9 protein-coding genes are annotated in these 13,557 nt (G+C 61.1%); 4 read left to right on the top strand and 5 right to left on the bottom strand.

Annotated features, from left to right (window positions below; translation table 11 throughout):
- Positions 1–88 precede the first annotated feature (88 nt).
- Positions 89–1,753: an energy-dependent translational throttle protein EttA gene (gene ettA / locus AC0IYN_RS14595; protein ID WP_406597606.1), complete on the bottom strand. Its 1,665-nt coding sequence runs from the start codon at positions 1,751–1,753 to the stop codon at positions 89–91.
- Positions 1,754–1,912: 159 nt separating this feature from the next.
- On the opposite strand from ettA, the gene AC0IYN_RS14590 reads away from it, so the two are divergent.
- The 3 genes from AC0IYN_RS14590 (at position 1,913) to glyA (ending at position 7,969) form a co-directional block, all read left to right on the top strand.
- Positions 1,913–2,524: a LysE family translocator gene (locus tag AC0IYN_RS14590; RefSeq protein WP_406597607.1), complete on the top strand. Its 612-nt coding sequence runs from the start codon at positions 1,913–1,915 to the stop codon at positions 2,522–2,524.
- Positions 2,525–2,640: 116 nt separating this feature from the next.
- Positions 2,641–6,492: a bifunctional diguanylate cyclase/phosphodiesterase gene (locus tag AC0IYN_RS14585; RefSeq protein ID WP_406597608.1), complete on the top strand. Its 3,852-nt coding sequence runs from the start codon at positions 2,641–2,643 to the stop codon at positions 6,490–6,492.
- 223 nt (positions 6,493–6,715) lie between these two features.
- On the top strand, positions 6,716–7,969 hold the full coding sequence (gene glyA / locus AC0IYN_RS14580; protein WP_017737423.1) for a serine hydroxymethyltransferase: 1,254 nt from the start codon (positions 6,716–6,718) through the stop codon (positions 7,967–7,969).
- A gap of 187 nt (positions 7,970–8,156) precedes the next feature.
- Here glyA and yjiA read toward each other — a convergent pair whose 3' ends face one another.
- From yjiA to AC0IYN_RS14565, 3 genes are all read right to left on the bottom strand, one after another.
- Complete coding sequence (gene yjiA / locus AC0IYN_RS14575) at positions 8,157–9,116, bottom strand: GTPase (RefSeq protein WP_457240464.1); 960 nt, start codon at positions 9,114–9,116, stop codon at positions 8,157–8,159.
- 125 nt (positions 9,117–9,241) lie between these two features.
- Positions 9,242–9,439 carry a YbdD/YjiX family protein gene (locus AC0IYN_RS14570; RefSeq protein WP_003176208.1) on the bottom strand — a complete coding sequence of 66 codons (198 nt, stop codon included), beginning with the start codon at positions 9,437–9,439 and terminating at the stop codon, positions 9,242–9,244.
- 15 nt (positions 9,440–9,454) lie between these two features.
- Positions 9,455–11,521: a carbon starvation CstA family protein gene (locus AC0IYN_RS14565; protein WP_471841934.1), complete on the bottom strand. Its 2,067-nt coding sequence runs from the start codon at positions 11,519–11,521 to the stop codon at positions 9,455–9,457.
- 174 nt (positions 11,522–11,695) lie between these two features.
- Here AC0IYN_RS14565 and AC0IYN_RS14560 point away from each other — a divergent pair, with 174 nt between their 5' ends.
- Positions 11,696–12,064 (top strand): PilZ domain-containing protein, encoded by a 369-nt coding sequence (locus AC0IYN_RS14560; protein ID WP_406600004.1) that lies wholly within the window; start codon positions 11,696–11,698, stop codon positions 12,062–12,064.
- Positions 12,065–12,164: 100 nt separating this feature from the next.
- Here the strand turns inward: AC0IYN_RS14560 and radA are convergent, their stop codons facing one another.
- On the bottom strand, positions 12,165–13,532 hold the full coding sequence (radA, locus tag AC0IYN_RS14555) for a DNA repair protein RadA (RefSeq protein WP_016976768.1): 1,368 nt from the start codon (positions 13,530–13,532) through the stop codon (positions 12,165–12,167).
- Between the last annotated feature and the right edge of the window lie 25 nt (positions 13,533–13,557).

Below are 13,557 nucleotides of genomic sequence, written 5' to 3'. Positions count from 1 at the left end.
GGATTCAAATCAAACCGCGCGCACCATCAAATTCCAGGCAAAAAAAACGGAGCCCGAAGGCTCCGCTCTTTCAAACCACCAACCCGAATCAGGCCAGTTTTTTGTGACGCACACGGTGCGGCTGCGCAGCGGCTTCGCCCAAGCGCTTCTTACGGTCCGCTTCGTACTCGGTGTAGTTACCCTCGAAGAACACCGCTTGCGAGTCGTCTTCGTACGCCAGGATGTGAGTCGCGACGCGGTCAAGGAACCACCGATCGTGAGAGATCACAATGGCGGCGCCCGGGAAGTCCAGCAGGGCTTCTTCCAGGGAACGCAGGGTTTCAACGTCGAGGTCGTTGGACGGTTCGTCGAGCAGCAACACGTTGCCGCCCTCTTTCAGGGTCAGGGCCAGGTGCAAGCGACCACGCTCACCACCGGACAGGTCCTTGACGAACTTCTGCTGATCGCCGCCCTTGAAGTTGAAACGACCGACATAAGTACGCGACGGGATTTCATAGTTGCCGATGCGGATCTGGTCGGAACCGTCGGAAATCTGCTGGAACACGGTCTTGCTGCCGTCGAGGTCGTCGCGGCTCTGGTCCACACAGGCCAGTTGCACGGTTTCGCCGATCTCGATGCTGCCGGAGTCCGGGGTTTCCTTGCCCATCAGCATGCGGAACAGCGTGGACTTACCAGCACCGTTACCACCGATAACGCCGACGATTGCGCCTTTTGGCATGGAGAACGACAGGTTGTCGATCAGCACACGGTCGCCATAGCCTTTGGAAACGTTCTTGAACTCGATGACCTTGTCACCCAGGCGCGGGCCGGCCGGAATGTAGATCTCGTTGGTTTCCGAACGTTTCTGGAATTCCTGCGACTGCATTTCTTCAAAGCGTTGCAGTCGGGCCTTGGATTTGGACTGACGGGCCTTGGCGCCTTTGCGCACCCACTCCAGTTCTTCCTTCATGGCTTTTTCGTGGGCCGATTGTTGCTTGGATTCGGCAGCCAGACGGTCGGACTTGGCTTCCAGCCAACCGGAGTAGTTGCCCTCGTAAGGGATACCGGCGCCACGGTCGAGCTCGAGGATCCAGCCGGCAACGTTGTCCAGGAAGTAACGGTCGTGCGTGATCGCAACCACGGTGCCCGGGAAATCGTGGAGGAAATGCTCCAGCCAGGCGACGGAATCGGCGTCCAAGTGGTTGGTTGGTTCGTCGAGCAGCAGCATGTCGGGGGCCGACAGCAGCAGGCGGCACAGGGCCACACGACGCTTTTCACCACCGGACAAGTGTTCGACCTTGGCATCCCACGCCGGCAGGCGCAGCGCGTCGGCGGCGACTTCCAGCTGGCGTTCCAGGTTGTGACCGTCGCCAGCCTGCAGGATGGCTTCGAGCTTGGCCTGTTCGGCGGCGAGCTTGTCGAAGTCGGCATCCGGTTCGGCGTAGGCGGCGTAGACCTCGTCCAGGCGCGCCTGGGCGTCCTTGATCACGCTGACGGCCTCTTCAACCACTTCACGCACGGTCTTGGTAGGGTCCAGCTGAGGCTCTTGCGGCAGGTAGCCGATGTTCAGTTCTGGCATCGGGCGGGCTTCGCCTTCGAACTCGGTGTCGACGCCGGCCATGATTTTCAACAGGGTGGATTTACCCGAACCGTTGAGGCCAAGCACGCCGATCTTGGCGCCAGGGAAGAAGGACAGCGAAATGTTTTTCAGGATTTCCCGCTTCGGAGGGACAACTTTACCCAGCCGATGCATGGTGAAGACGTATTGAGCCAAAATGTGGACCTCATAAAAGTAAGAACAGGCCTACGTAGCGTCATGGCGCTGTACATAGTGTTGCGAATCTTCAAGGTTAACCTAAGTGACCGAGCGTATCGAAGCCTATCTGTTAGATTAGCCGGCCAAAACCCTCAGGGGTTCCAGGAGACACCCTTCATGCTTGGCGTCCTATCCGCACTCGGGCTACTGCTATTAATGCCGGGGCCTACCAACACACTGCTGCTGCGCTCGGGATTACTCGCGGGTTTCCGGCGCGCCTGGCCGCTGAGCCTGCTGGAGTGCCTGGCCTACCTGACGCAGATCTCGTTCTGGGGCTACTTGCTCAGCCATATCGGCGACAACGCGCCCTGGAGCCTGAAGCTCGTGCAGTTCGCTTCGGTCTGCTATTTGATCAGGACTTGCTACTTACTGTGGTGCCATCCCGACGAAACACTCCACACCGAGGCCGAGGCACGGGTCTCCACGCTGAATTTCTTTTTGCTCACACTGATCAACCCCAAGGGATTACTGATCGTGTCGTTTATCGTCCCAATGCACACATTTATCGACTTGACCTTGTACGTGCATTTCGTCGCACAGTTCAGCGCCGTGGTGATACCGGTGGGCTGCGTCTGGGTGCTGCTGGGGGCCCGCATCAAACGAGGCGGGTACGCGTGGTTGACGCCGCACACCATCAACCGCACGGCCTCTGTGGTTATCAGCCTGTTCACGCTGGCGATCCTGACCCGGCTGGCGGACAGCCTGATCCACACCGGCGGCGCCCTCTAGTGCCCGCCAGGCGGGGCTGGCACTTTGCCACAAGTCAAGGCATGCTAGCCGCCCTCCGGGCGTCCGGCTTATAGTGCACGTCGCGCGCCAGTCCAGCCAAACCGCAGGATCACAGCTTGTCCAAAGTCACGCCGCCAACTCCTCTGCGCGCCGCTCATATTGCGCCGGGAGCGCCCCTGCACGGCACCCTCAAAGGCGCATTGGCGACGCTTGTCCTCATGCTGCTCGCGTTATTGTTCTGGCAGTTGCTGGACCAGTTGCAGCAAAACCAGAAGAACCAGCAGCAATACACTATCGACTACAGCGCCGACCTGGCTGAACAGATCAGCCTGAACATGGCCCTGAGCGCAAAGATCGCCCTGAACCTGCTGCCGATGGTCGAGCCACCGCGCGACAGCGAACAACAACAGGCGTTGATGCGCACCTTGCAGCGCTCGCTGCCGGAACTGCGCAGCGTCGCCCTGCTCGCTCCCAGCGGCGCAATGATCAGTGACAGCGCCACCGACAGCCAGGACAGCGCCTGGCTGGAAGAATTGGTGCAGCGTAGCCACGCCCAGTCCTATTACCTGAGCAACAGCAACGACGGCACCATCATCTATCTGTTGCTGCACCAGCCCAGCGGCGGTTCACGCCTGTATTGGGCGTTGCGCCTGGCGCCCAACTACCTGGCCAACCTCACCCGCCAGGACGGTGAGGGCCAGCGCCCGATGTGGGTCATCGAGAATCGTGTCAACCATCGCGTCATCAGCCGTGACAGCGGCATGCCAGCCCAATGGGCCGGCGCCCTCACCCCGGACGAACTGAATAAAAGCGTACTGGTCACGCCCCTGAGCAAAAGCGACTGGCAATTGCGCGGGCTGTTCGACCGCACGGCCGTGCTGGAGCAATTGCTCCCGGCCTTCATCGGCAAGTGCCTGCTGGGCCTGGCGTTCTCACTGGTCCCGGTGATCGTGCTGCTTAACATGCGCCGTCGCCAGCGCCAGGTGCACGAAGGCCGCCGGCGCTACCAGGACATTTTCGAAGGCACCGGCGTGGCCCTGTGCGTGCTCGACTTGTCGGGCCTGAACGCTTTCTTCGACAAGACGCTGCTCGAAACCCGCGAGCAGTTGCACGCCTGGTTGCAGGACAACCCCGACCAGCGCCAGCAACTGCTCAAGGAACTGCGCATCACCGAGGTCAACCAGGTGGCGGTGCGGCTGCTCAACGTAGGCTCCTGCGAGGAGGCCTGGGAACGCCTGATTGATGACTGCCCGCGCAATGCCACGTCCATCGGTTACCAGATTCTCGAAGCCGTGCTGACCCAACAGAACCAGTTGGAGCTGGAAATCCAGCTCAAGGACGTGGCCGGCAACGAACAATACCTGTGGCTGGTGATGCGCCTGCCGGAGCAGCAGGACGACTTCAAGGCCGTGATCCTCAGCATCAGCGATATCACCAGCCGCAAGCTGATCGAGCTGTCGCTGGTGGAGCGTGAGAGCTTTTGGTCGGACGTGGTGCGCACTGTGCCCGACCACCTGTACGTGCAGGACGTGATCAGCCAACGGATGATTTTCAGCAACCACCATTTGGGGCACACCCTCGGCTACAACAAGGCCGAACTGCAGCAAATGGGCGAGTACTTCTGGGAAATCCTGCTACACCCTGAAGACGCCGAGCATTACCACGACTTGCGCCTGGCGCAACGCCAGGTCGGCTATACCACCCAGTTGCAATGCCAGCTGCGTTTCCGTCACCGCAACAACCAGTGGCGGCGCTTTGACATCCGCGAACAGGCCCTGGCCCGCGACAAGTCCGCGCAGATCACCCGCATCATCGGGGTGGCCAAGGACATCACCGATCAGATCGAAGCCAGCGAATCCCTGCGTGACAGCGAACAACGCTACCGCATGCTGGCCGAAAGCATCAGCGACGTGATCTGCTCCACTGACAGCCAGTTGGCCCTCAACTACATCAGCCCCTCGGTCAACGCCGTGCTGGGCTATGACGTGGACTGGGTGTTCAAGAACGGCTGGCAGTCGATCATCGCCAACCCGCAGCAACTGACCGGCATTTATAGCCTGGTGGAACAGGTCAGCCGTGCATTGGGCGATGTCGAGGCACTGAACACCCTGCGCGACGAAGTGCAGACCCAGTTGTTCCTGTTCGACTGCCTGCGCGCCGATGGTCGCAAAGTGCCGATCGAGCTGCGCCTGGTGCTGGTGTGGGACGAACACGGCGCCTTCGAGGGCATCCTCGGCGTGGGCCGCGACATCAGCCAGCAACGCCGCGCCGAGAAAGACTTGCGCATGGCGGCCACGGTATTCGAGCACTCCACCTCGGCGATCCTGATTACCGATCCTGCGGGTTATATCGTGCAGGCCAACGAGGCCTTCAGCCGGGTCAGCGGCTATGCGGTCAGCGATGTGCTCGACCAGTTGCCGAACATGCTCACCGTCGACGAACAACAGGAAGCCCACCTGCGCTACGTGCTCAAGCAGTTGCACCAGCACAGCACCTGGGAAGGCGAAGTGTGGCTCAAGCGCCGCAATGGCGAGCATTACCCGGCGTGGGTCGGCATTACCGCCGTGTTCGACGACGAAGGCGACCTGGCCAGCTATGTGTGTTTCTTCAGCGACATCAGCGAGCGCAAGGCCAGCGAGCAGCGCATCCACCGCCTGGCCTACTACGACGCCCTGACCCACCTGCCCAACCGCACGCTGTTCCAGGACCGTCTGCACACCGCGCTGCAGTCGGCCGAACGGCAGAAGTCGTGGGTGGTGCTGATGTTCCTCGACCTCGACCGCTTCAAACCGATCAACGACTCCCTCGGCCACGCCGCCGGCGACCGCATGCTCAAGGAAATGGCCACGCGCCTGTTGGGCTGCGTGGCCGAAGACGACACCGTGGCGCGCATGGGCGGCGACGAGTTCACGCTGCTGCTGCAACCGCGGGTCAGCCGCGAGATGGCGCTGAACCGGGCGATTCATGTAGCCGAGCAGATCCTCGCCAGCCTGGTGAAACCCTTCGTACTGGAAGGCCGCGAGTTCTTTGTGACCGCCAGTATCGGCATCGCCCTCAGCCCGCAGGACGGCAATGAGCTGAGCCAGCTGATGAAAAACGCCGACACCGCGATGTATCACGCCAAGGAGCGCGGCAAGAACAACTTCCAGTTCTACCAGGCCGACATGAACGCCAGTGCCCTGGAGCGCCTGGAGCTGGAAAGCGACCTGCGCCACGCCCTGGACCAGAACGAATTCGTGCTCTATTACCAACCGCAGTTCAGCGGCGACGGCAAACGCCTGACCGGCGCGGAGGCCTTGCTGCGCTGGCGCCACCCGCGTCGTGGCCTGGTGCCGCCGGGGGACTTTATCCCGGTGCTGGAAGAACTGGGCCTGGTGGTGGACGTGGGTGACTGGGTGATCAGCGAAGCCTGTCGCCAGCTCAAGACCTGGCACCAGAACAAGGTGCGCGTGCCGAAAGTCTCGGTGAACATCTCTGCGCGGCAGTTCTCCGACGGCCAGTTGGGCACGCGCATTGCCACCATCCTCAAGGACACCGGGCTGCCGCCGGCGTGCCTGGAGCTGGAGTTGACCGAAAGTATCCTGATGCGCGAAGTCAACGAGGCCATGCAGATCCTCGACAGCCTGAAAAACCTGGGCCTGAGCATTGCGGTCGACGACTTCGGCACGGGCTATTCGTCGCTCAACTACCTCAAGCAATTCCCCATCGACGTGTTGAAGATCGACCGCACCTTCGTGGATGGCCTGCCCTCCGGCGAACAGGATGCGCAGATTGCCCGCGCCATTATCGCCATGGCCCACAGCCTGAACCTGGCGGTGATCGCCGAGGGCGTGGAAACCCATGAGCAGTTGGACTTCCTGCGTGAGCATGGGTGTGACGAGGTGCAGGGTTACCTGTTCGGGCGGCCGATGCCGGCGAACCGGTTCGAGGCGCAGTTCAGCAATGATGCGCTGTTCATGTTCGACTGAAATGTTGCGGTGAGGCGACTGGCCTCATCGCCGGCAAGCCGGCTCCTACAGGTGATCGCATTCCAACTGTAGGAGCCGGCTTGCCGGCGATGGCGGCCGTACCATCACCGCTTATCCCCAGATGAGCCCCGCTTATCCGCGACATGATGTCCTTTCATATGCCATCTAAAACCCATTGGGTTAGAATGCCCTCCTTTTCTGCCCCCGATCCTTGAGGACCGCCATGTTCAGCCGTGATTTGACTATTGCCAAGTACGACGCCGATCTCTTCGCCGCCATGGAGCAAGAAGCCGTGCGCCAGGAAGAGCACATTGAGCTGATCGCTTCGGAAAACTACACCAGCCCTGCGGTGATGGAGGCTCAAGGTTCGGTTCTGACCAACAAGTACGCCGAAGGTTACCCAGGCAAGCGCTACTACGGTGGTTGCGAGTACGTCGACGTGGTTGAGCAGCTGGCCATCGACCGTGCCAAAGAACTGTTCGGCGCCGATTACGCCAACGTCCAGCCGCACGCCGGTTCCCAAGCCAACAGCGCCGTGTACCTGGCCCTGCTGCAAGGCGGCGACACCATCCTGGGCATGAGCCTGGCCCACGGCGGTCACCTGACCCACGGCGCCAGCGTTTCCTCCTCCGGCAAGCTGTACAACGCCGTTCAATACGGTATCGATGCCAACGGCCTGATCGACTACGACGAAGTCGAGCGCCTGGCGGTTGAACACAAGCCAAAAATGATCGTGGCTGGTTTCTCTGCCTACTCGCAGATCCTGGACTTCCCACGTTTCCGCGCAATCGCAGACAAAGTGGGCGCGTACCTGTTCGTCGACATGGCCCACGTGGCCGGTCTGGTCGCCGCTGGCGTCTACCCGAACCCGGTGCCTTACGCTGACGTCGTGACCACCACGACCCACAAGACCCTGCGCGGTCCACGTGGCGGCCTGATCCTGGCGCGCGCCAACGCTGACATCGAGAAGAAGCTGAACTCCGCTGTATTCCCAGGCGCCCAGGGTGGCCCGCTGGAGCACGTGATCGCCGCCAAAGCGATCTGCTTCAAGGAAGCCCTGCAGCCTGAGTTCAAGACCTACCAGCAACAAGTGGTCAAGAACGCCCAGACCATGGCCAGCGTGTTCATCGAGCGCGGCTTCGACGTAGTCTCCGGCGGTACCGAGAACCACCTGTTCCTGCTGTCGCTGATCAAGCAGGACATTTCCGGTAAAGATGCTGACGCTGCCTTGGGCAAAGCCTTCATCACCGTGAACAAAAACTCCGTGCCGAACGACCCACGTTCGCCGTTCGTCACCTCGGGCCTGCGCTTCGGCACCCCGGCGGTGACCACTCGCGGCTTCAAGGAAGCAGAGTGCAAGGAACTGGCAGGCTGGATCTGCGACATCCTGGCAGACCTGAACAACGAAGCCGTGATCGACGCGGTGCGTGAGAAGGTCAAGGCCATCTGCAAGAAGCTGCCGGTGTACGGCGCTTGATTGCAGTTGCTTGAACAAGAAGCCCGGCTCTAGAGCCGGGCTTTTTTATGTGCAAAATTTGAGTTGAGATGCAATCAATGTGGGAGCGGGCTTGCTCGCGAAAGCAGTGGTTCAGTCAGCACATGTATCCACTGAAAGACCGCTTTCGCGAGCAAGCCCGCTCCCACATTTTTGATCGTATTTCAATTCAGGATTCGTAAACCCGTGCAAATCCTTCGCGGATTTTGTCTTCCGGTAACTCATCGGCAATAAACACAATCACGCTCTCGCGCACCTCGCCTTCGGCCCACTCGGTATCCCAATCGAAACCGTAGAGCTTCAGAACACCCTGGAACACCATGCGCCGGTCTTCGCCGGCAATGTTCAGCACGCCCTTGTAACGCAGCAATTGCTTGCCGTGGTCTTCCAGCAGCTCGTTCATAAACTCGCTGAGCCGGTCGATATCCAGCGGCTCCTCAGTCCGCAGCACCAGGCTGGAAATGCGGTCGATGGACGGCGCAGCACTGACCGGGCGCAGGCTCATGCCAGCGTTGAGGTTGAAGCCGCGTACATCGAGCAATTCCGCCAGGTCGATGTTGCCATGGTCCACCACACGAATCGGCGCACGGCGGTTGATGCGGGTGAGGCGCTCGCTGAGTGCATCGAAGGTGGCGTCATCCACCAGGTCGCGCTTGCTCACCAGCAGGCGGTCGGCAAAGCCGATCTGGGCCTGGGCGATGGTCTGGGTCAGGTGGTGCTCGGCGTGGGCGGCGTCCACCAGGGTGATGATGCCGTCGAGGATGTAGCGCTCGCGCAGCTCCTCGTCGATGAAAAAAGTCTGGGCCACGGGTGCCGGGTCGGCCAGGCCGGTGCACTCGATCACCAGGCGGTCGAAGGCGATCTCGCCGCTGTCCAGGCGTTCGAGCAGCAGGTAAAGGGCCTTGGTCAGGTCGGTGTGGATGGTGCAGCACACGCAGCCGTTAGACAGGGTCATGACTTGCACAGGCTCGGCACCCAACAGCTGGGTGTCGATGCCGGCGTCACTGAATTCGTTTTCGATCACGGCGATTTTAAGCCCGTGCTCGGCCTTGAGCAGGTGGCGCAGCAAGGTCGTTTTGCCAGCGCCAAGGAAGCCGCTGAGTACGGTGACGGGAATGGGGGTCAACAAAACACAAATCTCCCATGCGCTGAAAAAACTGTAGGAGACCGGCTTACCGGCGATGGCGGTGTTGAAATCGCCATCGCCGGCAAGCCGGGCTCCTACAGTGAGGTGTTGTGATCAAGTGCGTCGTTTCAACAGCACTTGGGCCCACCCTTACCGCCGTAACGGGCCTCTTGGCGTTCCCGGAAGAACGCCTTGTAGTCCATCATCGGCTTGTCCGGGTGTTTGGTTTGCATATGCTCGACGTAGGTGTCGTAGTCGGGCATGCCGACCATCAGGCGCGCGGCCTGACCGAGGTATTTACCGAGGCGACTGATGTCATTGAACATGGTTGCAATCCTCGATCACGCGTCCGGTACCGCCTGGAACGGGGCTTCTTTATCCGTACGCTCTTTGTTGCCCCAGGCGGCGACGCCGACCTTGAGCGCATAGAACAGGATGCTGAAGACCACGAACAGGAACAGCGCCGTCAGCGTTGCGTTGGTGTAGGCGTTCCAGATCACGTGCTGCATCTGGTCGATGCTCTTGGCCGGGGCCAGGATCTGGCCGTTGGCCAATGCATCGCTGTACTTCTTGGCCAGCGACAGGAAGCCGATCGCCGGGTTGGCGTCGAACAGCTTGATGAAGCCCGCGGTGGTGGTGCAGATCAGCAGCCAGACGGCCGGCAGCATGGTCACCCAGATGTAGCGTTGGCGTTTCATTTTGATCAGCACAACCGTTGCAAGCATCAGCGCGATACCGGCCAACATCTGGTTGGAGATACCGAACAGCGGCCACAAGGTGTTGATGCCGCCCAGTGGGTCGATCACGCCTTGGTACAGCAGGTAACCCCACATCGCCACGCAACCGGCGGTCGCGATCAGGTTGGCGGTCCACGACTCGGTGCGTTTGAGCGCCGGCACGAAGGAGCCCAACAGGTCCTGCAGCATGAAGCGACCGGCACGGGTACCGGCGTCGACGGCCGTCAGGATGAACAGCGCTTCGAACAGGATCGCAAAGTGGTACCAGAACGCCATGGTGTTCTGACCCGGCAGTACGCTGTGCAGGATCTGCGCGATACCCACCGCCAGGGTCGGAGCACCACCGGCGCGTGCCAGGATGGTGGTTTCACCGATGTCATGGGCCACGGCAGACAGCGCCTCGGGCGTAATCGCAAAGCCCCAGCTGCTGACAGTCTGTGCCACGGTGACCACGTCGGTACCGACAATCGCGGCCGGGCTGTTCATGGCGAAGTACACGCCCGGCTCGATCACCGACGCGGCAACCATCGCCATGATGGCCACGAACGATTCCATCAACATGCCGCCGTAACCGATGTAGCGGGCATGGCTTTCACTGGCCAGCAACTTCGGCGTGGTGCCCGAAGAGATCAGCGCGTGGAAACCCGAGACCGCGCCACAGGCAATGGTAATGAACAGGAACGGGAACAGGCCGCCCTTCCACACCGGGCCGGTGCCGTCGATGAACTGGGTCAGTGCCGGCATTTTCAGGTCGGGCATGGTCACCAGGATGCCGATGGCCAGGGCGATGATGGTGCCGATTTTCAGGAAGGTGGAGAGGTAGTCACGTGGCGCCAGGATCAGCCACACCGGCAGCACTGCGGCGACGAAACCGTAGCCGATCAGCATCCAGGTTATTTGAATGCCGGTGAAGGTGAAGGCCTTGGCCCAGACCGGATCAGCGGCAATCTGCCCGCCCAGCCAGATCGACCCCAGCAGCAACAGCACGCCGATGATCGAAATTTCACCGATGCGGCCCGGACGGATGTAGCGCATGTAGATGCCCATGAACATCGCGATCGGGATGGTCGCCATCACCGTGAAGATGCCCCACGGGCTCTCGGCCAGGGCCTTGACCACGATCAGCGCCAGCACCGCGAGGATGATGATCATGATCAGGAAGCAGCCGAACAGCGCGATGGTCCCCGGGATGCGGCCCATCTCTTCGCGAACCATGTCGCCGAGGGAACGGCCGTTACGACGCGTGGACAGGAACAGGATCATGAAGTCCTGCACCGCGCCGGCCAGCACCACGCCGGCAATCAGCCAGAGCGTGCCGGGCAGATAGCCCATTTGCGCCGCCAGCACCGGGCCGACCAGCGGGCCTGCACCGGCAATCGCCGCAAAGTGGTGACCGAAAAGGATGTGTTTGTTGGTCGGCACATAGTCCAGACCGTCGTTGTTGATCACTGCGGGGGTGGCCCGCCGTGGATCGAGTTGCATCACGTTATTAGCGATGAACAGACTGTAGTAACGGTACGCAACCAGGTAGATGGCCACAGCAGCGACCACAATCCACAAGGCGTTGATCGCTTCGCCGCGGCGCAAGGCCACTACGCCCAGGGCGCACGCTCCTACAATTGCCAGCACCAGCCAGGGTAGGTGGCGTAGCAGGCTATTATTATTTTTCATTTTTATATTCCAGCCAGGGTGGACAGAAAGGACAGCCATCCGGAGTTTAGCGCTACTGGCCTTAAAGGCCACCCCCCTACGTTGGTCTAGAGCCTTGCGGCGGCAAAAAAAGCAGAAATAAAGGCCCGATGATGGCTCGGGGCTACAATCCCTCTATCCACAGAGGATTTGACCATGAGCGAGCAACCCTCAGATCGCCGACGTTTTCGGCGTATTGCCTTTGATGCGCGCACGACCATTGCACAGGACGGCTGGAATTGGCCGGTGCAACTGGTGGATTTATCGCTGAAAGGTTTACTGGTGAAACGGCCCGACGACTGGCGGGGTAATCGCGCGGAGTTCTTCGACGTGGATATTCGCCTCGATCCGCAGGCGCATATAAAGATGCAGGTCAAACTCGCCCATGACGATCATGGCCAGTTGGGCTTTGAGTGCGAGCACATCGACGTGGAGTCGATCAGCCATTTGCGGCGGCTGATCGAGCTGAACCTGGGTGATGAGGAGGAACTGCACCGGGAGTTGGCGGCATTGCTGGAAACCTGACGGCCCGCGCAACCCTGTAGGAGCCGGCTTGCCGGCGATCGCGATGGGTCAACTGACAGTCCGCCATCGCCGGCAAGCCGGCTCCTACAAGGGTATGCGTTTACTCGAACAGTGCGTCCAACGCCTGTTCCAGTCGCGTCACGCCAATGATCTTTATCCCAGGCGGCGACTCCTTGGGCGCATTGCCTTTAGGCACGATCGCTCGCTTGAAGCCATGCTTGGCCGCCTCTTTCAAACGTTCCTGCCCACTCGGCACCGGGCGCACCTCGCCCGACAAACCGACCTCGCCAAACACCAGCAAGTCATGGGGCAATGGCCGGTTGCGCAGGCTGGACATCACCGCCGCCATCAATGCCAGGTCGGACGCGGTCTCCAGCACCTTGACGCCGCCGACCACGTTGAGGAACACGTCCTGGTCGTGGGTGGGAATACCGCCGTGGCGGTGCAAAACGGCCAGCAGCATCGCCAGGCGGTTCTGATCAAGGCCCAGGGTCACGCGGCGCGGGTTGGCCAAATGGCTGTCATCCACCAACGCCTGGACTTCGACCAGCATCGGCCGGGTGCCTTCCCACGTGGCCATCACCACACTGCCCGGGACTTCTTCCTGGGCGCGGGTCAGAAAGATCGCCGACGGGTTGGAGACTTCTTTCAGCCCACGGTCAGTCATGGCAAACACACCCAACTCGTTCACCGCGCCAAAACGGTTCTTCACCGCCCGCAGCAAACGTAGGCGGCCGTCGGACTCGCCTTCGAAATACAGCACGGTGTCGACCATATGTTCCAGCACCCGTGGCCCGGCCAGTGCGCCCTCTTTGGTCACATGGCCGACCAGGAAAATCGCCGTGCCGCTCTGCTTGGCGTACCGTACCAGCAGCGCCGCACTCTCGCGCACCTGGGACACGCCGCCCGGCGCCGACTGCAATTGTTCAGTGAAAATCGTCTGGATCGAGTCGATCACCATGACCTTGGGCTTCTCGATACGCGCCGTGGCGATGATGCTTTCGATGCAGGTCTCGGTCATCACCCGCAGTTGGTCCTGGGGCAACCCCAGGCGACGGGCGCGCATGGCGACTTGCTGCTGGGATTCTTCGCCGGTGACATACAGCGCCGGCATGCGGCTGGCGATGCTGCACAAGGTTTGCAGCAGGATGGTCGACTTGCCGATGCCCGGATCGCCGCCGATCAGCACCACTGAGCCGTCCACCAGGCCGCCGCCCAGCACCCGGTCCAATTCGCCGGACGCGGTGGAGAAACGCGGGATCTCTTCGACGCTGACTTCGGCCAGGGTCTTGATCTGTGCCTGTTGCCCGGTCCAGCCGGCACGACCGGTGGGGGCTGCGGCGCCGCCACTCTCGATCATGGTTTCAGTCAGGGTGTTCCACGCGCCGCACTCGGTGCACTGGCCGGCCCACTTGGGAAAGGTCGCGCCGCACTCCGTGCAGCCGTACATGCGCTTGGCCTTTGCCATTTGAGAACCTCCAACTGAAAAACCG

The organism is Pseudomonas sp. AC112 (genome assembly GCF_979253545.1).
The sequence above is the reverse complement of the archived record's forward strand: the minus strand, read 5'-3'. Positions and strand labels throughout refer to the sequence as shown.